The organism is uncultured Bifidobacterium sp., from assembly GCF_945269915.1.
Lineage (GTDB): Bacteria > Actinomycetota > Actinomycetes > Actinomycetales > Bifidobacteriaceae > Bombiscardovia > Bombiscardovia indica.
Map to the genome: position 1 here is coordinate 1 of NZ_CALYOY010000032.1, position 24483 is coordinate 24483.

Sequence of the window (24483 nt, forward strand, 5' to 3'; positions counted from 1 at the left end):
GGTTTCGGTCTCGGTCATATCGATTGTCCTTAGGTCGAATTCAGCTGTTCGGTTTCAGTTCATGGCGTAGCGCCGTCGGGCCAGGTTCTGCATGGGTGTCCAGAAGAGACGGTCTACCGCCACGACGAAGACGCTCATGACGGCCACCCCGACCATGACCCGGGTCATGTCGCCGCTGGCCGTGAACCGGGCGATGTAGGCGCCCAGCCCCTTGGCGGTCAGTTCGGTCTTCCCGTAGGAGACCACCTCCGAGACGATGGAGGCGTTCCATGCGCCGCCGGCCGCCGTGATGCCTCCTGTGCACCAGGATCCGAAGACGGCGGGAAGGATCAGGGTCTTCCACCGCTGCCAGGTGCTCTGCCTGAGGCTGCGTGACATCTCCAGGAGGTCATCGGGAATGGCCGAGGCTCCCGCGATGACGTTGAAGAGGATGTACCACTGGGTGCCCAGGGCCATGAGGAGGATGCTGCCCCAGTTGATGTCTATCTTCCAGGCAATGAAGAGGAGGGTGACAAAGGGGAAGATGAAGTTGGCCGGGAAGCTGGCCAGGATCTGCACCACGGGCTGGAGGACCCTCGATATCTTCGGATTCATGCCGATGATGGCACCGATAGGCACCCAGATGATGGAGCAGGCCACCATGAGGACAACCACCCTCAGAAAGGTCAGGCATCCCAGGAAGAAGGCGTGCCCCACCTCACCGAAGCCCACGGTCGTGTTGATCAGGTCGACGAGCTGCCAGACCCCCCAGAGGCAGACCAGGCCGACCAGAAGGTACCAGACCAGATCACCGGTGCGGCTCCTCCTGTTCTGGATCCTCCATTGCGCACCGGTCCTGCCCAGGGGGCGGGTGATCCGATCGAGTGCAGCCGAGATCGGCCGACCCAGACGGGCCAGCTGATCGTTGATCCCGGAGAGCCTGAGCACGGTCAGTACCAGACTCCTCCGGGGCTCGGAGGACTGGTTCTGGGTCAGACGGAATTTCTCGGCCCAGGCGGTCAGGGGCTTCCAGAGGAAGAGATCGATCAGGAGAACCACCACGATCATGGTCAGGATGGCCAGGCCCACCTTGCCCAGGTTCTGCTCGGCTGCGGCCTCCTCCACGTAGGATCCGATGCCTGGCAGGGCCATGGTCCTGTTGTTGACCGAGATCATCTCAGAGGCCGTCAGGAAGAACCACCCCCCGCCCACGCTCATCATGCAGTTCCAGAGGAGGGGAATCATGGAGTTGGGAACATCCAGCTTCCAGAACCTCTGCCATCTGGTCAGCCCCAGGAGTCTGACAGCCTCGTCCAGGTCCGGCGGCTCAGAGGTCAGGGAGTTGTAGAAAGAGAAGGCCATGTTCCATGCCTGGCTGGTGAAGATGGCAAAGATGGAGGCCGCCTCGACGCCCAGGATGGATCCGGGGAAGATGACCAGCCAGATGGAGATGGTCGCCGAGAGGAAACCCAGGACCGGCACCGACTGGAGGATGTCCAGGAGTGGGATCAGAACGGAGCCAAGACGCTTGGACCTTGCCGCCGCCAACCCGTAGAGGAAGGCGAAGACCAGGGAGACCAGCAGGGCTATGAACATCCTGAATACTGAGCGCAGGGCGTAGTAGGGCAGATTGGTCGGATCGGTGGATACGTGCGAGGGGATGCCCGAAGGACCGATGGGGGCCGAGAACCCCGGCAGGACGTAGGCGATGGCCCCCAGGAGGGCAACGGCACCCAGGGCCACGGCCAGACTGGTCAGGATCCTGGTGCCGAGAGAGGCCTGTCTTCGGTCATCGTTCAGGATGATGGTGTGCCTGACGATTGGTGCTGGTAGACGCATGTTGGCCTCCCTTCAAGGTGCGGATGTTCATGTCGGAGACCTTGAGGATGGCATGCAAAAATCGGCACAAGGCCGACGAGTTCGTCATCGTTCAAGCTTCGGCTTCGCATGGCATTTGGCTCTGCATTAGTCCCCGCCTTGATCCGACGGGGACTGCTGACCTGCGCGGGGTGTCTCCACCACTTTGCGGCAGCAGGCCGTGTCCATGCGGTAGCTTCACCTACCGACTGTCCATAAGGATAGATAAAGGCCTATGAGGTGTCAAGCTTCTTCTGAAACCGGGGTTTCTTCCTCCAGGTCTTTGCCTGGCCCCAAAATGGAAACAGAATGCGTCTCATTCGCGGACACCCTGGTCGCCCTTGTCGGGCAGGAATGGTGCGACCATGAATCAGAACAAGGAGATGGGCCTACATGAAGATCGTGGCTGTAACTGCAAACCCCGAACCCAACAGTCTGACCAACGCGGCGGGCAATGCCCTCCTTGATGGATCGGCCGAGGGAGGTGCCCAGACGGAACTGATCGATCTGTGTGCGGAGGGCTTCAATCCGGTCTTCGGTATGGAGGATCGGGAGCATTACCTGGGGAAGGGCCCCATGCCCGAGGACGTGATGGCCATGCAGTCTCGGATTCGAGATGCGGACGTTCTGGCCCTGGTCTTCCCGATTTACTGGTACACGATGCCGGCCATCATGAAGGGCTTCTTGGATCGGGTGATCTGCCGTGGGTTCGCCTATAACACGGATGGCACCCCCGGGGTATTCGCCGGCAAGACCATCAGGCTGATCATGCTCAGCGGGGGTGGGGAGGACTGGTACAGGTCCAGTGGCATCGGACAGGCCCTGGATAACCAGTTGCGCGAACAGACCTTTATCAAGTACTGCCAGGCGGCCGATGTCTCCTTCACCTACCTGGACAACCTCAGCTCTGGCGATGACGATCCCGAGGCTCGCCGGGCGGCGGACAGGCACCTGGTCTCCCTGGCCCTGATGGGTCGTGAACTGGCCATGGATGGCAAGTCCGCGTCCAGGTCCTGACGGGAAGCGGTCACAGCCGTGGCAATAGGCGTGGATTCGGGTGACGGGCGATGAGCCGTCAAACAGAGGCGATCAAGGGACCCTGGAGGGTCGGGTTCGTTTTCGATGACACCCTGGATGTCCTTGATGGAGTCCAACAGCACATCCTCACCCTGGGCAGGGAGCTCACGGCCCGTGGCCACCGCGTGGAGTATCTGGTAGGGCAGACCACCGATCCGCCCGTCAGCGGGGTCCATTCACTGGCGCGCAACATCATGGTTTCCTTCAACGGGAACAGGATGCGCGTCCCCATCCATGCCCCGGCCCGCGGTATCAGGCAGGTCCTGGATTCCGGGCACTTCGACATCCTGCATGTTCAGGCACCATACAGCCCGCTGATGGCAGGGCGGGTCATCAATCGGGCCCATCCCGGCACGGGTCTGGTGGCCACCTATCACATCGCGCCCACCGGACCCATGCAGCTCTTCGGCGGCCGGGTGCTGGGCAGGATAAACCATCACAGCCATCGTCGCATCGATCGGGTGATTGCGGTCTCCACGGTGGCGGCGGATTATGCCCGGACCACCGCCGGTGTGGACAGCAGGGTCATCCCCAATCCCATCGACCTGCAGGCCATCAGGGCCTCCAGGGAACGTGCCGGCGGAGCAACCATCGACCGCCTGCATGGTCGGGGCCCTCACATGGTCTTTCTGGGCAGATTCGTCGAGCGCAAGGGCGCCGACCTGCTCATCTCGGCCATCGAGGAGGGGGAGCGTCTGGGACTGTTTCCCGAGGGTTTCCACGTGACCATGGCCGGGAAGGGGGCCCTCCTGGCTTCCTGCAGACAGCACGCCCGCGACCTGTCCACGCCGATCGACTTCCCCGGTTTCGTCAAGGAGGAGGACAAGCCCGCCCTCCTGGCCAGCGCCGACCTGGCCGTCTTCCCCTCAACGGGGGGTGAGTCCTTCGGAATCGTCCTCCTGGAGGCCATAGCCTCCGGGGCCGGTGTCGTCCTGGCCGGTGACAACCCCGGTTACCGTTCCACCCTGCTTGATGATGACCAGGCCCTGGTCGTCGTCAATGCCCCGCAGACACCGACCATCCTGGCCAGGCGAATCGCCCGGGTGTTCAGCGATACCGATTGGGCCGGGGCCATCCACGGGCGTCAGGTGGGGCTTCTGGACCGCTACGACGTGCGTACCGTGGCGAATCAGATCGAGGAGGTATACGGTCAGGCCGTGGAGGACCGCCTCATCATGTAGTCTTGGTCTATGTCTTTCTTTGATTTCTTCGGCGCCATGTTCGATCCTGACCAGGACCCCCGCAGGCGGGGTCGGGGCCGATATGAGGATGATCCGGTTATCCTCAACGTCCAGACCGACGGCGACCGGGAGGAATCCGCCTCTCGTGGCCCCAGGCAGGGCTTCAGATTCGCCGGACCGGGTGCTCCCAGGATTTCCGGGTCGGCCGGGGCTTCCGGTGGCCCCTCCAAGGGGACCAGGATCCTGGCCGTTGTGGTGGGCGTCATACTTGTGGTTCTCGTCCTCCTCCTTGGACTCAGCCGCTTCATCACTGACGTCATGTGGTACTCCCAGCTTGGTGCGGGCCGTGTGGTCTGGACCCAATTGGGTGTCAAGGTGGGCCTTTGGATCGCCTATGCCCTCATTCTGGCGGGCGTCACCCTCTTCTCGGCCATCCTGGCCATCCGCGCCCGTCCTGATTCGCCCGATGGGTCCACAATCCGCGTCAGGGGCGATCTGATCGAGGTCGGCAAAGGGGTCTCCTCCAAGACCGCCCTGAGGGTGGCCGTGGTGGTCTCCCTGGTGGTGGGTGTCTTCTTCGGCTCCCAGTTCAACATGGACTGGAAGCAGATACTCCTGCTCTTCAATTCCCAGTCTTTCGGTGTCAAGGACCCCCAGTTCGGCCTTGATACGGGCTTCTACGTCTTCGTCCTTCCGGGTCTGGAGCTGGTCGTCTCCTCGATCATGATGATCCTCTTGGCTGCGACGGTCTTCAGTCTGGTCACCAACTTCCTCATGGGGGGCATCCGGCTCACCATGCCGGTCAACGGCAGGGGAATCCTGGCCATGACCCGTCGCGCCCGCAGGCAGGTGGCCATCTGGCTCATGCTCTTCATGCTGGTGTGGGGCCTCAAGACCGGTCTGTCTATCTTCGACCGACTGACCGAGGAGGGCGACCGGATCACCGGCGCCTCCTACACCTCGGTCAAGGCCAACATCCCCGTCACCCTGGTCATGGCTGTGCTGATTGCCATCCTCGGCATCATCCTCGGTGTCTGGATGCTCAGGTCCAAGACCCTGGGGGAGGAGAGACCCGCCGCAGGGTCGGTGGCCGCGGCCGTCAAGCAGTGGCGTCTGCCCGTCATCTCCATCGCGGCCACCCTGGTCATCGCCATCCTCCTGACCGGCGTCTGGCCGGCCCTGGTCCAGCGGTTCCGGGTCAATCCCAACGCCCAGGAGATGGAGTCGGAGTACATTCAGCGCAACATCGCTGCCACCACCCAGGCCTATGGGCTCTCCAAGCTGAAGAACGAGTCCTATGACGCCACCACGGAGGTCCAGTCCGGGGCCCTCTCCAAGGATGCGGAGACCACGGCCCAGATCAGGCTCCTGGACCCCCAGGTGGTTTCGCCCACCTTCCGTCAGCTCCAGCAGTCCAAGCAGTACTATTCCTTCGAGGACACCCTGGCCGTCGACAAGTACGAGATCGATGGGGTCAGCCAGGATACGGTCATCGGGGCCAGGGAACTTGACCTGGAAGGCAACGACAACCGCAACTGGGTCAACGACCATACGGTCTTCACCCATGGGTACGGCATCGTGGCCGCTTACGGGAACAGGGTGACGCCTGACGGTCAACCCGAGTTCTTCGAACAGGACATCCCCACCAAGGGCAAGTTGACCGAGTCCCAGCACTACGAGCCACGGATCTATTTCTCTCCCAACGCCCCGGAGTATTCGATCGTGGGCACTCCCGACGAGTCCAGTGGGTGGGAGTTCGACTATCCGACCGGTTCCAAGGGAGCCACCAACACCTTCAAGGGGAACGGTGGCCCCTCGGTCGGCAACTTCATGGCCAGGGTCCTCTATGCCATCCGCTTCGGGTCCGACCAGATCCTCTTCTCGGACCGGGTGACCCCCAACTCCCAGATCCTCTACGACCGTTCCCCCAAGGAGCGGGTGGCCAAGGTCGCCCCCTACCTGACCCTGGACGGCAGGGTGTATCCTGCTGTGGTCGACGGCCGTGTCAAGTGGATCGTGGACGGGTACACCACATCCGATGCCTATCCTTACTCCCAGAAGGTCGACCTGGGCCCGATCACACAGGACACGACCACCTTGAGCTCCGATGCCGTCAAGGGACTGGGCTCCCAGGATGCCAACTACATCCGGAACTCGGTCAAGGCCACGGTCGATGCCTACGACGGGTCGGTCGACCTCTACGCCTGGGACCAGGACGATCCGGTCCTCAAGGCCTGGCAGAAGGTCTTCCCCGGTCAGTACAAGCCACTGTCCGACATTTCCGGCGATCTGATGAGCCACATGCGCTACCCGGAGAGTCTCTTCAAGGTGCAGCGGCAGCTCCTCTCCCGGTACCACGTGAACTCGGCCAGCCAGTTCTTCTCGGGGGAGGATTTCTGGCAGACCCCGGTCGACCCCACGGGAACGAGCAAGGAGCAGGGCGAGGGCGTCAAGCAGCCGCCCTACTATCTGACCCTGCAGACCCCGGGGACGGACCAGCCGACCTTCTCCCTGACCTCGACCTTCATCCCGGCGGGTACCTCGACCCGTGAGATCCTGACGGGATTCCTCTCCGTCGACTCGGATGCAGGTTCCAGGAAGGGTGTCATCGGAAAGGACTACGGAACCATCAGGCTGATGGAGCTCCCCAAGAACTCCAATGTGCCGGGACCGGGCCAGGCCCAGAACAATTTCAATTCGGATGCCGCCGTGTCGACCGAGCTGAACCTGCTCCAATCCGGGTCGACCAAGGTCAAACGCGGTAACCTCCTGACCCTGCCAATCGGGGGAGGCCTGATATACATCCAGCCCGTCTATGTCCAATCCAGCGGTTCCACCAGCTTCCCGCTCCTGAAGCGGGTCCTGGTGGCCTTCGGCGACAAGGTCAGTTCGGCCCCCACCCTGGATGATGCCCTGAACAAGACCTTCAAGGGAAATTCGGGAGCCGTGGCCGGAGACGCGGACAATGCCACCGGGCAGGCCGCTCAGGCCACACCCCCGTCCAAGGACAAGGCAGATAATGCGGATCAGGGCGCCCCCTCATCCGGTGCGAACGGGATTTCCGGTGATGGCCAAGCCCTGCGCAAGGCCCTGGACCAGGCCAACCAGGCCATGAGCGATGCGGATTCGGCCCTGAAGAAGGGCGACTTCACCGCTTATGGAGAGGCGCAGAACCGCCTGAAGGAGGCCCTGAAGCAGGCCTCAGAAGAGGAGGGCGGCAGGCAGTGAGCGTCTCCGGCCCTTGTCCGGTCGGTCAGTCCGGCCCGAACCCATCGGGTCAAGGTCCGGTGGGCCGGTTTGGTTCCGGTTCACCAGGTCAGGCCCCGGTCATCCGGCCCTGCCGCGATCAGGACCTGGACAGGGTCACCGAGATATACAACCAGGCTGTTCTGGATGGGGGTTCCACAGCGGACATCGAACCGGTCAGCCGGGATGCCCGACGGGTGTGGTTCCTGGACCATCGACCCGAACAGGGGCACCCTGTCCTGGTGGTCCAGATCGATGGGGTGGTCCAGGCCTTCGGCTCCCTATCGCCGTATTATGACCGGCCCGGGTACGCCGCCACCTGTGAGCTGGGGTATTACGTGGACAGGTCGGCTCGGGGGAGGGGCCTGGCCACGGTCCTGGTGGAGGCCCTCCTGGACCGGGCCAGGGAGGCCGGCATGAAAAAGGCGGTGGCCGTCATTTTCGACGACAATGTCGGCACCAGGGCAGTCCTGGGCCATTTCGGCTTTGCATGTTTTGGTCTCCTGCCCCAGGGGGCCAGTGACCGCTATGGTCCCCATGACGTCTCCTACTGGGTCCTCTCCCTGTGAGTGAACAGCCCCTTGAAGGGGCCCAGGTCTCGAATCCTGTGTAGAATCTCAACGACTCGACCGAGAGCAGGAGGCAGGTACAGGCATGGCATCCGATTTCTGGCTCATAGCCGGACTGGGCAACCCCGGAAGCAAGTATGAGGGAACACGTCACAACATGGGGTTCATGTGTGCCGATGTCCTGGCCGGGCGGTGGTCCATCTCCTTCTCCGATCACAAGGGTCTGGCCATGCTGGGCCGGGGGGTCATGGACATGGATTCCAGGCAGGTCAAGTTCCTCCTGGCCAAGCCCCTGACCTTCATGAACGACTCCGGTGACGCCCTGGCCTCCATCAGTGCCTATTACCGGATTGAAACCAGGCGGATTCTGGTCATCCACGATGATATGGACCTGGAATTCGGCAGGATCAAGGTCAAGTCCGGTGGATCGTCGGGCGGCCACAACGGCATCCGTTCCATCGACCGGTCCCTGGGAAGCAACGCATACTCCCGTGTGCGCCTGGGGGTGGGCCATGCCCAGCGTGGCCAGGACGCCCACCGCAAGACGGTCGACTGGGTGCTGGGAGGGTTCTCCTCGACCCAGCGCAGCCAGCTTCCGGACTTCCTGGCCGACGGCGCCGATGCGGCCGAGACCATCATCTTCAAGGGGTTGGCCCGGGCCCAGGAGCAATTCAATGGCCGCTGACCGCACCAGAGATTCAGCCGACCCCAGGGAGGGTGAGAGGGCCCGGCCGGAGACCATGAACGGGGCCCTGCATGACCTCCTTGACCCCCTTCGCGGGGATGCGGCCTTCGCCCGACTGGCCGACGGAGAGGTTCTGCCCTCCGATTCGGACATCGACCCCTCCATCCTGGTCCAGGCCCCGCAGGGGATTCGGCCCGCCCTTGCAGCGGCCGCCGCAGGTCAGGGACCCATCATCATGGTGGTCCCCTCAGAGCATGACGCCCAGGAGATGGGCCAGGCCGTCAGATCCTGGTACGGGGGTGACCCACATGATGTGGCCACCCTGGAGGCCTGGGAGACCCTGCCCCATGAGCGCCTTTCGCCCAGGGCCGACACGGTGGCCTCACGGATGGCGGTCTTCCGTCGGCTTGCCCATCCGGTCGAGGGGGATCCGATCTTCGGGCCCATCAGGATTCTGGTCATGCCCATCCGTTCCCTTCTTCAGCCCGTGGTCAGGGGGCTCCAGGACGTGGAGCCCCTGGTCTTCACGGTCGGCGGCGAGATGGAGATGGACCACGCGGTCGATGCCCTGGTCCGTAACGCCTACTCCCGCGTGGACCTGGTCATGGAGCGCGGTCAGTTCGCGGTCAGGGGTGGCATCCTCGACGTCTTCGTCCCCACCATGGCCCACCCGGTCCGTATCGAGTTCTTCGGTGATGAGGTCGACACCATTTGTTCCTTCCACGCCTCGGATCAGCGCACCTTCGGTGACGACCTGGATCGAATCTGGGCCCCTCCCTGCCGTGAGCTCCAGCTGACCGACCAGGTCAGACAGCGGGCCAAGGCCCTGATCGGGAGCATCCCCAACGCCGACGACATGCTGGAGTCCATCGCCCAGGCCATCCCGGTCGAGGGCATGGAGTCGCTCCTGCCGGCCCTGGTGCCCGACCTGGTGCCGGTCCAGACCATGTTCCCCGACCGGTCCCTGGTCCTCCTCTCCGACCCGGAACTCCTGCGCAGGTCGGCCCAGGATCTGACCAAGACCGCCAACGAGTTCCTGGCGGCCAGCTGGCATGTGGCGGCATCGGGCCATGGGGCCGGCGCCCCCATCAGCTTCGACCAGGCCAGCTTCCTGGAATACGACCAGGTCATCTCCTCCCTGGAGTTCAGTAAGCACCAGGTGTGGAAGCTGACCGACCTCTCCGTGGATGCGGACCGGGAGGGTGCGGAGTGCCTCCAGGCCCAGGCCCCTGCCGAGTACCGGGGTGATGAGGACAGGGCCCGTTCCGGGCTGACCGGCCTGGTCAAGGCCGGTGACCGGGTGGTGGTCACGGCCGCGGCCCAGGGCACCCTGAGCCGACTGCGTCGGGCCTTGGAATCCACCGGTATCACCGATGTCGACTATATGCGTTCCATGGCTGTCGACGGGTTCGTCGACGAGGCCGCCCATCTGGCCCTGCTGACCGAGCGTGACCTCACCGGGCGGACCAGTGTCGCCGCCGGGCAGAAAACCTCCGGCAGACGGCGCAAGGCCATTGATTTGACCGAGCTCAAACCCGGTGATTTCGTTGTCCATGACCAACACGGCATCGGCAAGTACCTGGGTATGAAGCAGCGGACCACAGGCACCGGCCCCACCAAGGGCAGCCGCGAGTACCTGGTCCTGGAGTACGCCCCCGGCAAGCGCAACGCCCCTCCTGACAAGCTCTTCGTTCCTGCTGACCAGCTGGACCAGGTCAGCAAGTACATCGGCGCCGAGATCCCCAAGCTCAACAAGCTTGGAGGGTCGGACTGGTCCGCCACCAAGGCCAAGGCCAGGAAGCACGTCCACCAGATCGCCCAGGGCCTGGTCAGGCTCTATTCCGCCCGTCAGCGCACCAAGGGGTTCGCCTTCAGCCCGGACACCCCCTGGCAGAAGGAACTGGAGGATGCCTTCCCCTTCCAGGAGACCCCCGACCAGCTGACCACCATCGACGAGGTCAAGGCCGACATGGAACGTCCCGTTCCCATGGACCGGCTGATCTGTGGGGACGTGGGCTTCGGGAAGACCGAGATCGCCATCCGGGCCGCCTTCAAGGCCGTCCAGGACTCCAAGCAGGTCGTGGTCCTGGTCCCCACCACCCTCCTGGTCCAGCAGCATCATCAGACCTTCACCGACCGCTTCGAGGGGTTCCCGGTCAGGGTGGCGGCCATGAGCCGCTTCCAGACGGCCAGGGAGAACCAGGCCACCATGGCCGGGCTGGCCGACGGGACCGTCGATGTGGTGATCGGCACACACAAGCTCCTCAACCCCAAGATCCGCTTCAAGGACCTGGGGCTGATGATCATCGACGAGGAGCAGCGCTTCGGGGTCGAGGACAAGGAGACCCTGAAGGCCATCAGGACCAATGTGGATGTCCTGTCGCTCTCGGCCACCCCCATTCCCCGAACCCTGGAGATGGCCGTGACCGGAATCAGGGAGATGTCGACCCTGGCCACTCCCCCCGAGGACCGGCTGCCTGTTTTGACCTACGTCGGGGCCTATGAGGACGCCCAGGTGACCGCTGCCATCCGTCGTGAGCTGCTCCGTGGCGGCCAGGTCTTCTACATCCACAACAGGGTCGAGGACATCGCCAGGATATCCGCCAAGGTCCAGGAGTTGGTTCCCGAGGCCAGGGTCGGTGTGGCCCACGGCAAAATGGGGGAGAAGCAGCTGGACGGGATCATCCAGGACTTCTGGCGCCGCGACATCGACGTCCTGGTCTGCACCACCATCGTCGAGACCGGCCTGGATATTCCCAACGCCAACACGCTGATCGTCGACAGGGCGGACCGTTTCGGCCTCTCCCAGCTTCACCAGTTGCGTGGCCGGGTGGGGCGTGGTCGGGAACGCGCCTACGCCTACTTCCTCTATGACCCCAGCAAGCCCATGACCCAGACAGCCCATGACCGTCTGGCCACCATCGCCCAGAACACGGCCCTGGGGTCCGGCTACGACGTCGCCATGAAGGACCTGGAACTGCGAGGCACGGGCAACCTTCTGGGTGACGAGCAATCCGGCCACATCGAGGGGGTCGGGTTCGACCTCTACGTGCGGATGGTCTCCCAGGCGGTCGAGGAGTACAAGGAACCCCAGGCCACCCAGCCGGTCAACGTCAGCATCGACCTGCCCATCGAGGCCTCGATCCCGGTGGACTACATCGATTCGGACAAGCTGCGCCTGGAGGCCTATCGAAAGCTGGCCTCTGCCCGGAATGACCAGGACCTGCAGGACCTCCATGAGGAACTGACCGATCGCTACGGTCAGCCTCCGGCTGAATTCGACACCCTCTTCGCCATTGCCAGGCTCCGGGCCAAGGCCCGGGAACTGGGCATTTCCGAGATTGCCACGCAGGGTGGGCGTGTCAGGGTCAGGCCCCTGGACCTGCCCGAGTCGTTGCAGACCAGGATGGAGCGCATCTACAGGGGATGCCAGTACCGCCCGGTGACCAACACCCTCCTGGTTCCCGCCCCGTTCGCGGGTTCCCTGGGGTCGGGCCCCATGGATTCGGCCCAGATTGTGGAGTGGGTCGACCAGCTTCTGGACGACCTGGCATGGAGACATAAGGGGTAGCGGTTGTGAGCGCTAACAGAAATACCTTGTGGCTGGTCCAACAAAAATAGTATTCTGGAGGGGACATCACAACAACAGTCTTAAAAGGAGCAGTTGTGGCAGCAATTGAAAGCGTATATGCGCGCGAAATTCTTGATTCCCGTGGAAACCCGACCGTAGAGGTCATCCTGCAGACCGAAGACGGCGCAGAAGGTCGCGGTCTGGTCCCCTCCGGCGCTTCGACCGGCGAGGCCGAGGCCTGGGAGCGTCGCGACGGCGATAAGAAGCGTTATCAGGGCAAGGGTGTGCTGGAGGCCGTCAAGGCGGTCAACGAGACCATCGCCCCCAACGTCATCGGCATGGACGCCAGTGATCAGCGCGCCCTGGACGAGACCATGATCGACCTGGACGGCACCCCCAACAAGGGCAAGCTGGGCGCCAACGCCATCCTGGGCGTCTCCCTGGCGGCCCTCTACGCCGCAGCCGAGTCCGCCGAGCTTCCCCTCTACCGGTACCTGGGCGGTACCAACGGACACATCCTGCCCGTTCCCAACATGAACATCATGAACGGTGGCGCCCATGCGGACTTCGCCACCGATATCCAGGAGTACATGATCTCCCCCTACGGCTTCGACTCCTACCGTGAGGCCCTGAGGGCCGGTGTGGAGGTCTACCACACCCTCAAGGGCATCCTGAAGAAGGACGGCCACGAGACCGGTCTGGGCGACGAGGGCGGCTTCGCCCCCAAGATGAAGTCCAACGAGGACTCCCTGAAGTACATCATGGATGCCATCGAGGCTGCCGGCTATGAGCCCGGCAGGCAGATCGGCCTCTGCCTCGACGTGGCCTCCTCGGAGTTCTACAACAAGGACACCGACAAGTACCACTTCGACGGTGAGGACCGCGACGCCGACTACATGCTGGATTACTACCAGGGTCTGGTCGAGCGTTACCCGCTGGTCTCCATCGAGGATCCCTTCGCCGAGGAGGACTGGGGCGCCTGGCAGAAGATCACCGCCGCCATGGGCGACCGTCTCCAGTTCGTCGGCGACGACCTCCTGGTCACCAACCCCAAGAGGCTGCAGAAGGGCATCGACCTCAAGGCCGCCAACTCCCTCCTGGTCAAGCTCAACCAGATCGGCACCGTCACCGAGACCCTGGACGCCATCGAGCTGGCCACCGCCAACGGGTTCACCTCCATGGTTTCCCACCGCTCCGGTGAGACCCCCGACACCACCATCTCCGACCTGGCCGTGGCCAAGAACACCCGCCAGATCAAGACCGGTGCCCCGGCCCGTGGTGAGCGCATCGCCAAGTACAACCGCCTGCTGGAGATCGAGGAGGAGCTGGGCTCCACCGCCGAGTACGCAGGTTACAGCGCCTTCAAGGCCTGCAAGCAGTACACCAAGTAGTAGGAAAGGTGTCAGGTTCCGGTGCTGATCGGAACCTGACACCTCCTGTTCACCCGTGGTGGCCCCGAGTCGGCTGCCACGGGTATTTTTATGGGTATGGCCAAGAACTCAACCACAACCTCCCACAAGGGCAGCGACGAGCATGAAGGCGGGAAGCAGGCCCCCAGGCGGGGGTCAGCCGGCCCCATATCCTTCTTCCTGGCCCTGATCATCGTGGCCTTGGGGTTGATTCAGCTGGCCGCCACCTTCCACTCCTACGCCATCAACCTGTCCGAACTGAATGGCCTGAAGAACCAGCAGGCCCAGCTGGTGAGCAGGAAGCAGGATCTGGAGAACCAGATTCAGCGTTGGAACGACAAGGCCTATGTGACGGCCCAGGCCAGAGACCGGCTCGGGTTCATCTTTCCCGGTGAGCAGGCCATCCGGGTCCTTCACCCCGAGGCCGTAACCGGCCAGGACGACCAGAACGCCAAGACCGACAAGGGCATCCAGGCCCCGCGCAAGAACACCCTGCCCTGGTACCAGGAGATGGCCTATTCCTTCAGGAAGGCGGACCAGAAGCCCGGTACCCCGGCATCCGGCCATGGGGTGACCACCCCCGGGAAATCCAAGTCAGCCGAGCAGGACGGGCGGGATGCGAACCGGGATCGGCAGGACACCTCCACTCCTCCGGGCCAGGGGGAGGGGAGCGGGGATACCGGCCAGGGGTTCACGGGCCAGACCGGTGGCCAGTAGTCCGATCCGGTGGAATCAGGACTGATTCCGCTGTACCCTATTCCGGGTGAAACATGTCAGGGGAGGTGACCAACCTCTCCGGTATTGGAGCGTGGAAGGAGCAAGAGTGCCGACACAGGACGAGAGGGCCGGAACAGACAGGATCGGATCCGAAAAGACCATGACTGCCCTGGTTGACGGCATCCTTGCCCACCCCGCGACCGGTGAGGAGATTGCGGCGGTTCAGGACCAGCTGGGCCGATACCCCCGTGGGATGGTGGCGGTCGGGGCCCGGTGTGTCTGTGGCAACCCCCTGGCGGTCGTGACCAGGCCCCTCCTGCCCGATGGGACCCCCTTCCCGACCACGGCGTACCTGACCTCGCCTGAGGCCGTCAAGGAGGTCTCCCACCTGGAGGCCTCCGGGCTCATGAACGACTTCAATCAGGAGCTGGGTGAGGATGAGGACCTGGCCCGTGCCTACCGGCAGGCCCACCAGACCTATCTGGACTTCCGCCACGCCCTGGCCCTCCGTCTGGGTGACAGCGAGGAGCACATCCGCACCACCTCGGCCGGGGGAATGCCAACCAGGGTCAAGTGTCTGCACGCCCTGACCGGGCAATCCCTGGTCATGGGTTCGGGCATCAACCCCCTGGGCGACCGGGTCCTGGCCATGGTCAGGCCAAGCTTCGACCCTGCGGTCTGCCGGTGCGCCCGGCCCTGGGGAAGTGCTCAGGGACAGGACTGAATCGTCAGGGTGCCGGCCGGGTCGTTCACGATGGTACACCCGGGCTGTGCCCGGTATCTGGGAAAGGACGAATGATGAAGCAGGTGACTGTTGCGGGTGTCGATTGCGGGACCAATTCCATCCGCTTGCTGATTGCCAGCGTGGATGAGCAGGGTTTGCACCCCCTGGCGCCCCGGATCATGAAGGTCATCCGCCTGGGTGAGGGGGTCGACCGGACCCATCGCTTCGCCGACCAGGCCCTGGACCGGGCCTATGAAGCCTGCAGGCTCTTCGCCGACCAGCTCAGATCCCATCCGGTGGATGGCATCCGCTTCGTGGCCACCTCGGCCACCCGGGACGCGGCCAACCGCAGTGATTTCGAGGAGGGCGTGGAGTCCATACTCGGTGTCAGGCCTGAGGTGATCTCCGGGACCGAGGAGGCCGCTCTGAGCTTCCTGGGTGCCATCAGTGTCCTGGAATCGGGCCCCCGTGCGGCTTCCATGCCCCAGGCCCCCTACATGGTCGTCGACCTGGGCGGGGGGTCCACGGAGTTGGTGGTCGGCGGCGATGGCCGTCAGGCTCCAATCGACAGGGCCAAGGCAGCCTATTCCATGAACATCGGCTCCGTGCGCATCACCGAGCGTCACCTCCGCGACGACCCACCAAGCCAGGAGGAGATCGATCAGGCCGTGGAGGACATCGACCGTCATATCGACCAGGCTTTCGAGGCTGTTCCCATCGAGGAGGTGGGTACCCTGGTCGGGGTTTCCGGAACGGTCACGACCATGAGCGCCCTGGCCCTGGGCTGTGCGCAATACGAACCCACCCAGATCGATGGGGTGACCATCCCTGTCGACCAGGCCGAGAGGGCCAATCAGGAGGTGCTCCATATGAGCCGACAGGACCGGGCCGGACTCAAGCCCATCCACCCCGGTCGTATCGATGTGATCGGCGGAGGGGCACTCATCTGGAACCGTCTCCTTGACAGGGTATCCCAGGCCTGCCCTGCGGCCCTGGGCGGAGGCGGATACATCGCCAGTGAGCACGGTCTCCTGGACGGGTTGGTCCTGGATTACGGGCGTCGTCTCCTGAAATCGTGACCGGTCCGACGGCCGGCAGGCTGTTCCGCCTGTGCGCTATGATATGACGATATGGGTCGTCGGCCCCGGTGGCGAAATGGTATACGCATCGGACTTAAAATCCGCCGCCTGTATTGGCATGTGGGTTCGATTCCCACCCGGGGCACCGAGGGGGCAGTCCTCTTGACCAGGTCGACATAGGTTCACGACTTGTGGACAGACCCGCAAACCGATACTCTGGAATGCGACGGAAACCAAAGGAGTTGTCATGAGTGACCAGTCCATGCCCAAAGCGAATGCCGTCTTCGGCGCTATGCCCGAGGTTGAGTTCCAGGGGCCTGCCCCCAAGGGTCTGCGTACCGTCGAGCTGGTGGAGGGTGACGGCCCGGTCGTGCGTAAGGGTGATACGGTCACCGTCAACTACCACGGACTCATCTGGGGGACCGACAAGGTCTTCGACTCCAGTTTCCAGCGTCACCAGCCCGCCAGCTTCGGCATCGGTGTGGGCCAGGTCATCCGCGGCTGGGACCAGAGTGTCCCCGGCCACAACGTGGGCTCCAGGCTGGTGGTTTCCATACCACCCGAGTACGGCTACGGCAGCAGGGGGGTTCCGCAGGCCGGCATCGGCGGGGATGACACCCTGGTCTTCGTGATCGACATCATATCGACACGATGAACAACAATCTGTAAGGCGCCGGTGAGGGCCGGCGCCTTTTCCATATCCCGGTCGGTGACCCAGGCGGGCCAGACCGGGAGAGTGAATCGACACAAGGAGGAAGTCATGGCTGAGGAAAAAAAGATACTGCTGACACAGGCCGCCTATGACAAGCTGAAGGAGGAGCTGGACCGTCGCCAGGGTGAGTACCGTGATGAAATCACCGAGCGTATCGCTGCGGCCCGTGCCGAGGGTGACCTGAGCGAGAACGGTGGCTACCAGGCGGCACGTGAGGAGCAGGGCAAGAACGAGGGACGGATCAACGAGCTGATCGTCAAGCTCCGCAACGCTCAGATCCTCAAGGCCCCCAAGGCCGGCAAGGTGGGCAACGGCTCCCTGGTCACCCTGACCATGGCAGGCAGCGACATGGTCTATGTTCTGGGTTCACGCGACCTGGCCGTGGCCACGGAGTATGACGTGATCAGCCCCGAATCCCCGATCGGTGCGGCCATCATGGGCGCGAAGGACGGAGACACGGTCACCTACCAGGCACCCAACGGCAAGGACATTTCGGTCACCATCAAGGAGGCCAAGCCACTCAAGTAGCGGTGAGTCTGGTGGGAGTCCACCTGGACGGACGAATCAGGGTGCCACGGCAGTCATGCTGAGGCGCCTTTTCCTTATACTCGGGGCCGTTGGTGGGGGAGGAGTGCTCCAGTACCCCCCTGGGGCGGCCGTGGTGGTTGTGTGTCAAGGCCTCGGCCGTTCAATCTCACTGCGGATGCGGGCCCTTCGGACGATCAGCGGAGGTTGCAGACGACAAGGAAGATGGCAACGGTGTGGCAGACGTATCCGATGACGGTCCCCAGGTGGAAGATCTCATGGAAGCCGAAGACCCTGGGCCAGGGATCGGGTCGGCGCAATCCGTAGGCGATGGCGCCCAGGATGTAGGATATGCCGCCGGCCACGATGAGCCAGACCACGGGTGGTCCGGCGGCGGGGGACTGCCAGAAGAGCCCCAGGAAGCAGACACCGGAGACGCCGAAGATGATGTAGACCAGGGTATAGAGCCAGCGCGGGGCGTTGATCCAGAAGACGTGGACCACCATGGCCACCAGGGTCGCCGTCCACATTCCCAGGATGATGGTCCTGCGCCAGAAGGTGTCCAGAGCGAAAGCGACCGGGGTGTAGGTGCCGGCGATCAGGAGGAAGATGTTGACATGGTCGAACCGACGCAGGACGTCTGTGACCGTCGGTGACCAATCACCCAGATGATAGAGGGCGGAGTTGCCGAAAAGGGCCAGGGAGGAGACCATGAAGATGGTGCAGGCCAGTTTCATGGGCAGTCCCTTGGCCAGGCAGATCAGAACGATGCCCGCCGCCAGGGCCAGCGGGGTTGCCACGGCGTGAATCCATCCGCGCAGGAGGGGCTTGGGCCGACCGTGAACATCCAGCCTGACCTTCCGCTCGATTTCCTCATTGGGAATGCCCTCGATCTTGGCCGCCTTGGCTTCGGCCCTGGCCATGATCCTGGCCGCCTTCTCCCGGCCTTTTGCACGGACCGCATCGGCCCTGGCCTGCATGTGGGCCTCGTGGGCCAGGTCGGCATCCTTACGTAGGTAGATCAGTTCCTGGCGGCGTTTGCTCCTTCTGCGGTCCAGGTCGGGGTCCTGATCAGTGCCCGAGGGGCTGGTGATCTGAGAGCTGTCCTGCTGCTGATCCCTTGCTGCCTTGCCTGCCATGGGCCTCCTTCGCGAACCGTTCCAGGCCTGGTTCCGCCTGGTCGGTCCAGGCATCCTCCAAGCACGGAGTTGCTGTCACCCAGCCTACCCCCAGGCCTGCTTTCCCGGGTGGTCCTAGGGTCCATCGCCTGGAGATGATTCCTCCGGGAGGCGGTGACCAGTGGCTATGATGGTGGCTATGGCTGATTTTTCGGAGATTCTGGCTTCGTGTGATGATTTTGACGAGGAGGATCGGGAGTGGCTTCACCACTTGGTGGCGGATTGGCAGGTCATAGCCGATCTGAGCTTTGCCGACCTGATGCTGCTCCTGCGAACCAAGAGCGGTGAATTCAAGGTGGCCGAGCAGTGCAGGCCGTCCACGGTCATGTCCCTGCGCACCGAGGACGTTGTCGGTGAGGTCCCCCCCGGGGATAGGCAGGATGAGCTGGAACAGGCCATGAAGTCCAAGGGGGTCCTGCGCTCGAACCGTCTCAGCACCATCGGCAAGGCCACGGTCTGCGATGTCTATGCCCCCATTCGTCATAAGGGCAAGACCCTGGGTCTGGTGGTCAGGGAGACCAACATGGCCACCAGGGAGTCCAACGGTCGCTATGAGAGCGAGAGCATCAACGCCGGCAAGGAGCTCTTCGAGATGATCACCAGGGGGGAGTTCCCCTATTCCGATTCGGTCCTCAACCAGCGCCATAACGCCAGGGTGGCCGACGGGTTCTTCGTCCTGACGGCGGGTGGAATCGTGCGGTATGCTTCCCCCAACGCCATCAGCTGCTTCCGTCGGTTGGGGTCCGTCGACACCATGTCCGGACAGTACCTGAGCGAGATCGGCACCTCCCTCCTGCGTAAGAACGATCCTGTGCCGGACTCCCTCCCGCTGGTCCTGACCGGCAAGGCGGCCGTGGACTCGGAACTGGATGCCAACGGCTCGGCCGTATCCATGCGCTCCCTTCCGCTCTACGGATGCCAGGGGAGAATAGGCTCCATCGTTCTATGCCGGGATGTGACCGAGCTGCGCAGGCGGGAGAAGGAACTTAAGACCAAGGATGCGACCATCTCGGAGATTCACCACAGGGTCAAGAACAATCTCCAGGCGGTCTCTGCCCTCCTGAGGCTCCAGGCCCGCCGCACCAAGTCCGAGGAGGTCCGAAAGGAGCTGGAGGAGGCCCAACGCCGTGTGCAGACCATCGCCGTGGTCCACGAGGGGCTCAGCCAGACAGCTGATGAGATCGTCGACTTCGACAAGGTCATATCCAACCTCCTCAAGATGAGCGTCGACCTGGCCACCACGTCTGACCAGCACATCTCCATCTCCTACGTGGGCAAGTTCGGTATGATGCCGGCCCAGGATGCCACCCCCCTCTCCTTGGTCCTGACCGAGCTGGTCAACAACGCGGTCGAGCATGGATTTGAGGGGCGCACGGAGGGCCATATCACGATTTCCGTGGGCAGGGGCGGCAACAACCTCAATGTGGTGGTCGAGGATGATGGGAACGGCTACAGCACCGAGTCCGACGAGGGGAAGGCCAAATCATACGGGTCAGGTCTGGGTACCCAGATCATCAACACCTTCGTCACCAACGATTTCGGCGGTACGGTCCGGTGGGAGCCCCGGCGCGATGGGGGCACCCGGGTGGTCATCAACATCAAGCTCCGCGTTGCCCAGGACGTCTGATCAGGTAGGGGCAAATCGGATGTCTGGCCGGGTGACAGCCGATTGGATGTCTGTTTGGGGCAGGAGACGTGCTCTTACTTGTGATAAGAACACAATGCCCCGATATCTCACTAAGAAGGGGTCACAGGCTGAACCTGTGACCCCTTCTTAGTGATCAAGATATCCTGCGCGACGCAAGTCCCCTCTTCAGGACTGCATCTGCATGGCCTGGGACCGACGGGCCCGCATGGCACGTCGCTTCAGGGCCCTGCGCTCATCCTCGCTCAGGCCACCCCAGACACCGTAATCCTGGTTGGTGTCCAACGCACATTTGAGACAGGCGTCAATCACCTTGCAGGTGCGGCACACGGCCTTGGCCTCTTCAATCTGCTGATAGGCGGCACCTGTGTTACCGACGGGGAAGAAGAGTTCCGGATCCTTATCGCGGCAAGCAGCCTTTGCACGCCAATCAAACGCATTACTCATATACCTGTTCCTCCAAGCCGTTCCTATCTGGACTCACTTGTTTTCCTGTATGCAAGGTAAGCACGAAACTGGACTTTTTTCAAGAGCATTTTTCGGGGGAATCACTGGGAAAACACTGAACAGGCAGGGCCTGTCCGGCGCTCAGAAGGAGGCACCGGCCCGGAATGGTACCGGCTGGGCGGCCCGGTCCCGTCAGGGCTGCGGAGGGGATGCCGCAGGCCATGTCCATGCTTCGTTCGCCAAAGGGGAACACCAGGCGTTGCCTGAATCGTTCGGGTCGGCGTATGGCCGTGGCGGAGTCCACGGAAAGGACCAGGGCCACCCGGTCCATCGAGAGGGCCCTGTTGACCTGCCTGGTCAAGGGCAGGCGGCTCATGGGATCGAGCAGGTCCTGGGCATCGTCGATCAGCCATATCAGTCCCTCGTAGGGTTCCTTACCGTCTCCCTGGGGTGATGCCGGTGACGACGGCCCGGGAGGAAGTGCTGAGGCACGACCGATGTGGAGGTCAAGGCTGGAATAGGTACCTCCCTCCTGGAAGGATATGCGCAGACCGAAAGTGTCGGTCATACCGGCATCGTGCATGGGGGGCGCGTAGCCGGGGCCGTCTCCCTCAAGCAGGGCGAGAAGGCGCCGCGACAGGGCCCCGATAAGGGTGGTCTTGCCCTGGCCCCTGGGACCGATCAGGGCGGTATTGCCGGTGATCGGCAAGCGGCACGTATGGAGGAGGACCCCGTCATCCACCCATCCGATGGGGACCAGCGGGTGACCGTCATGGATGGTGACCCGGTTCGTCCTGCCTCCCGGGTGTCTCCTGCCCAGGTGCCTTGTGTCTGGCAGTGGAGGGGAGAAGAGGGGAGGGGCTGGTCTGAAACCGCAGAAGGCTGCCGCCTTGATGGTCTCTTGGACAAGTCCTGCGGGGTTAACGACCAGGCTGGTCCTGAAGGCTCTGATGCCCTCTCCGTTCTCGCAGAAACCCAGCCCTGGATGGGAGGGGCTTATTCGGGCCGCGCAGGGGGAGCCCAGCAGTTCCTTGGACTGCATGGGGTCGCGAACGCGCAGGCAGATGCCCAGATTCATGTTGGCCCGCATCTGGGCGCTGACCTGCCCCAGGGTCTGCTGGGTACAGGCAACCAGGTTCATGCCCAGGGACCTCCCTTGGGAGGCCAGCCTGGCCAGATCATCCAGGTAATCGGGCAGCTGCTGACGGAGGGCCTGGAACTCGTCGATGACGACCAGGAGGCGGGGAGGTGGCGGATCCAGGTCCCGGATATCAGAGGCACCCACCTTGGCCAGGAGGGCCTCTCTGCGTTCAAGTTCCTTGCGGATACCGGCCAGGGACCGCACCGCCTGTTCCAGGTCGAGGTCGTTGACGCACCCTACCGTATGGGGAAGTCCGGCCAGGAGGTTGAAGCCGGAACCACCCTTGAAGTCCAGAAGGACCAGGTTGAATCTGCTGGGAGGGAGGCTGCAGGCCAGGGCCAGGCACCAGGCCCGGAGGAAGACCGACTTTCCGGAACCGGTGGTCCCCGCCACCAAGGCATGTGGGCCGTCTCTTACCAGGTCAATCAGGAAGTCCCCACCTGCCTCCCGTCCAATCATGGCCTGATAGGAGGGAGGCCCCTCCAGGGAGGTCAACCAGGTGTGGACGATGGCCTTCCAGCGCTGCCCGTGCCCTCCTGAGGAGGGCACATCTGCGAAGAGCCCGTCCTCCAGCCATGCTGGTTCCAGGGATTCAAGCGAGACCATATCGGCAGAGGCCGCATCATCGGTATCCCTGGACTGCAAGACGGGCTGATCCTTCCGGTGTGCACCGGCACCAACGGCGGATCTGGCCCTCAGCAGGGTCAGGACGCACAGGGCCAGGTTTCCAAAGAGCGCGGGCAGGAGTAAGGCCAGAAAGATCCATCGTCCCTGATTGACCAGGTACCAGAGTAGGGCGGTCTGGGCCAGGAGGGGTGTGCATTGGGTCACCAGGGTCAGGAGGGTGGTGACAGATGGACCGGTTGTCCGGAGGCCGCCGGGCCGGCCCACGGCCATGTGGTCACCGTCGGAGAAACCCCTGTCGTGATGGACTGGGTTCCCCCTCCTTTGCCCATGGTCATGGTTATGTTCTTGGCCATGGGCGAGGGCAAGACCCGTCCCCTGTACAGGCTGGGACTGGCGGTCGGTGCGGTCCCTGAGGTTCTTCATAGGGGTGAGTATCCCGGACCCGGGATGATACCGCGGTCGAAGTCTGACCATGTGGTCGGACGTGCCATATGTCCACCGGGAGGGGGCTCGTACGACGAGGCTTACTCGCCTCCGACCTGGCCGGGGGCATGCGTCCCCTGTTCCAGTTCCTGGAAGAGACTGGTATTGCGGGCATCATCCAGGAGGACCGTGGATCCGATGCCGCCGGGGTAGTAATCAGGGTCGGTCCAGTAGAGACTGCCGCTGATCCCGTCCTTGCCGGTGGCGTCGCGGAAGGCCAGGACCATTCTGAACAGGGTCCAGGCGTTGGACTTCTCATCCACAATGATGGCCTGGAGCCCGGAGTTGATGACCTTGTTGGCAGATGAGGGGTTGAGCAGGATGGAGGGTTTGGTGACCTTCTTGGAGATGGCCCCGATCACCTGGCGCTGGCGCTCCGCCCTGCCGAAATCGCCCTTGGGGTCAGAATACCGCATCCTGGAGAATGCCAGGGCGGCGCCCCCGTCCGCCTGATGGCAGCCGGAGGTCCAGATCATTCCCGAATTGGGGTCGTTCACATCGCTGTCATAGCAGAGCTCAACGCCGCCCAGGGCGTCGACCAGCCCCTGGAGGCCGCCGAACTTGATGACGGCAACATGGTCGATCTTGTTGCCGGTGATTTCCTCGATCTGTGCGGTCAGCGCCCGGTATCCTGAGGTATAGGCCAGGGCGTTGATCTTCATCCCCTCGCCGTTCTGCTTGACCAGGGAGTCCCTGGGGACGGATATGAGGGAGGAGGCCCCATGTCTGGGTTTGGTCAGGACCAGGATGGTATCCGTCCTGAATCCGGTGATATCCGTATCCTCGCCTGCACCGGGGGTTCCGTCGCGCTGATCGGATCCCAGAATCAGCCAGGTGGAGGCCTGGGATCCAGGCATGTTGGTCAGCATCTTGTCGCGGTTCAATTTGCTGTTGACCCAGAACCAGCTGCTTCCGGCCAGGACCGTCAACAGGACCAGGAGGGTGACCAGGATGGCCGCCATGATGCGCCGGCCCCGGTGGCGCTTCTTGGCCACGGACGTGCCCGGTACAGACGCCTGCCGGAGCGGTGGGTCGGCTGGGGACTGACGGGGTGCGGGGGCGGTTGGCCTGGTCGCGGCCGGCGTCTTCCGTGAGGATCCCGTCGTTCTGCGTGCGGGTGTTGAGGATCTGGCGGCCTGTGCCGGCTTGATCCCGCCTGAAGGCGTACGTGAAGAGGGGGAAAAACTGGGTGGCAACTGCGATTCCGAAGGTGCAGGAGATGCGTTTCGGTGGTGCGAATGACCATGGCCGGAGGGCATGAAACTCGGTGGTTCCTGCGAATTTCGGCTTTCATCTGGTCCTGGCTTCATACCTAAATCCCTTGTCCTACGTCTTCAATCCCAACTAGGCCATGAATACCATCGCATGGCCCGGCTCGTCGTCCCTCAGCACTATTTCTGCGCGGGAACGGCACAGACCGTGGCGAAGAGGTACCTGTCGGCCATGCCGATGTACTGACCGGTCACCCTGTCCTTGATGGTCCCGTCATCCGGGTCGACGATACCGCCGGTGTCCGGATCGATCAGGGTCTTGTCGGGCATGGTGATCAACCCGGTATGGGGATCAGGGGCCGGCAGGGACTGGCTGGGAACGGAGGTCTGGTCTTGCGATTGGGCGTCCTGGGAGGTGGC

Annotated in this window: 18 protein-coding genes, 1 tRNA gene, 1 pseudogene and 1 riboswitch; of the genes and pseudogenes, 14 read left to right on the forward strand and 6 right to left on the reverse strand. The window is 63.2% G+C overall.

Translation table 11 applies throughout. The annotated features are described in order from the left end of the window. Positions 1-54: 54 nt before the first annotated feature. On the reverse strand, positions 55-1818 hold the full coding sequence (locus Q0K62_RS06545; protein WP_297317175.1) for an ABC transporter permease subunit: 1764 nt from the start codon (positions 1816-1818) through the stop codon (positions 55-57). A 76-nt stretch (positions 1819-1894) separates the two neighbouring features. Next, positions 1895-2053: riboswitch (M-box (ykoK) riboswitch) on the reverse strand. Between the two features lie 176 nt (positions 2054-2229). On the opposite strand from Q0K62_RS06545, the gene Q0K62_RS06550 reads away from it, so the two are divergent. From Q0K62_RS06550 to greA, 13 genes are all read left to right on the forward strand, one after another. Then, positions 2230-2853: an NAD(P)H-dependent oxidoreductase gene (locus Q0K62_RS06550; RefSeq protein WP_297317176.1), complete on the forward strand. Its 624-nt coding sequence runs from the start codon at positions 2230-2232 to the stop codon at positions 2851-2853. Between the two features lie 50 nt (positions 2854-2903). Further along, positions 2904-4094, forward strand: a complete 1191-nt coding sequence (locus Q0K62_RS06555) for a glycosyltransferase family 4 protein (protein WP_297317177.1) — start codon at positions 2904-2906, stop codon at positions 4092-4094. Positions 4095-4103: 9 nt separating this feature from the next. Continuing rightward, positions 4104-7322, forward strand: a complete 3219-nt coding sequence (locus Q0K62_RS06560) for a UPF0182 family protein (RefSeq protein ID WP_297317178.1) — start codon at positions 4104-4106, stop codon at positions 7320-7322. Positions 7323-7381: 59 nt separating this feature from the next. Continuing rightward, positions 7382-7909, forward strand: a complete 528-nt coding sequence (locus tag Q0K62_RS06565; protein WP_297317179.1) for a GNAT family N-acetyltransferase — start codon at positions 7382-7384, stop codon at positions 7907-7909. An 85-nt stretch (positions 7910-7994) separates the two neighbouring features. Beyond that, entirely contained in the window at positions 7995-8594 is a 600-nt protein-coding gene (gene pth, locus Q0K62_RS06570) for an aminoacyl-tRNA hydrolase (protein WP_297317180.1), read from the forward strand. Continuing rightward, on the forward strand, positions 8584-12165 hold the full coding sequence (gene mfd / locus Q0K62_RS06575) for a transcription-repair coupling factor (RefSeq protein WP_297317181.1): 3582 nt from the start codon (positions 8584-8586) through the stop codon (positions 12163-12165). Before pth ends, mfd begins: the two co-directional genes overlap by 11 nt. A 95-nt stretch (positions 12166-12260) precedes the next feature. After that, on the forward strand, positions 12261-13556 hold the full coding sequence (eno, locus tag Q0K62_RS06580; RefSeq protein ID WP_297317182.1) for a phosphopyruvate hydratase: 1296 nt from the start codon (positions 12261-12263) through the stop codon (positions 13554-13556). Positions 13557-13652: 96 nt separating this feature from the next. Continuing rightward, positions 13653-14291, forward strand: coding sequence for a septum formation initiator family protein (locus Q0K62_RS06585; protein WP_297317183.1), 639 nt, complete (start codon positions 13653-13655; stop codon positions 14289-14291). A 160-nt stretch (positions 14292-14451) separates the two neighbouring features. Next, positions 14452-15015 carry a DUF501 domain-containing protein gene (locus tag Q0K62_RS06590; protein WP_297317191.1) on the forward strand — a complete coding sequence of 188 codons (564 nt, stop codon included), beginning with the start codon at positions 14452-14454 and terminating at the stop codon, positions 15013-15015. Positions 15016-15089: 74 nt separating this feature from the next. Further along, entirely contained in the window at positions 15090-16094 is a 1005-nt protein-coding gene (locus Q0K62_RS06595; RefSeq protein ID WP_297317184.1) for a Ppx/GppA phosphatase family protein, read from the forward strand. Between the two features lie 62 nt (positions 16095-16156). After that, positions 16157-16239: transfer RNA gene (locus Q0K62_RS06600), tRNA-Leu, on the forward strand. A gap of 102 nt (positions 16240-16341) precedes the next feature. After that, complete coding sequence (locus tag Q0K62_RS06605) at positions 16342-16749, forward strand: FKBP-type peptidyl-prolyl cis-trans isomerase (protein ID WP_297317185.1); 408 nt, start codon at positions 16342-16344, stop codon at positions 16747-16749. A gap of 105 nt (positions 16750-16854) precedes the next feature. Then, on the forward strand, positions 16855-17334 hold the full coding sequence (gene greA, locus Q0K62_RS06610) for a transcription elongation factor GreA (protein ID WP_297317186.1): 480 nt from the start codon (positions 16855-16857) through the stop codon (positions 17332-17334). Positions 17335-17528: 194 nt separating this feature from the next. Here greA and Q0K62_RS06615 read toward each other — a convergent pair whose 3' ends face one another. Next, entirely contained in the window at positions 17529-18470 is a 942-nt protein-coding gene (locus tag Q0K62_RS06615) for a hemolysin III family protein (RefSeq protein ID WP_297317187.1), read from the reverse strand. 178 nt (positions 18471-18648) lie between these two features. Between Q0K62_RS06615 and Q0K62_RS06620 the strand changes: the two genes are divergently transcribed. After that, the gene (locus Q0K62_RS06620) at positions 18649-20136 is read left to right on the forward strand and encodes a PAS domain-containing sensor histidine kinase (RefSeq protein ID WP_297317188.1); all 1488 of its coding nucleotides are present in this window, start codon (positions 18649-18651) and stop codon (positions 20134-20136) included. Positions 20137-20322: 186 nt separating this feature from the next. On the opposite strand, the gene Q0K62_RS06625 is transcribed toward Q0K62_RS06620, so the two are convergent. From Q0K62_RS06625 to Q0K62_RS06640, 4 genes and pseudogenes are all read right to left on the reverse strand, one after another. Next, positions 20323-20601: a WhiB family transcriptional regulator gene (locus Q0K62_RS06625; RefSeq protein WP_015021978.1), complete on the reverse strand. Its 279-nt coding sequence runs from the start codon at positions 20599-20601 to the stop codon at positions 20323-20325. Positions 20602-20680: 79 nt separating this feature from the next. Next, positions 20681-22639 carry an FtsK/SpoIIIE domain-containing protein gene (locus Q0K62_RS06630; RefSeq protein ID WP_297317189.1) on the reverse strand — a complete coding sequence of 653 codons (1959 nt, stop codon included), beginning with the start codon at positions 22637-22639 and terminating at the stop codon, positions 20681-20683. Positions 22640-22893: 254 nt separating this feature from the next. Further along, positions 22894-23847, reverse strand: a complete 954-nt coding sequence (locus Q0K62_RS06635) for an LCP family protein (RefSeq protein ID WP_297317190.1) — start codon at positions 23845-23847, stop codon at positions 22894-22896. A 396-nt stretch (positions 23848-24243) separates the two neighbouring features. After that, positions 24244-24483, reverse strand: a pseudogene (locus Q0K62_RS06640) (transcriptional regulator); the annotation flags it as partial.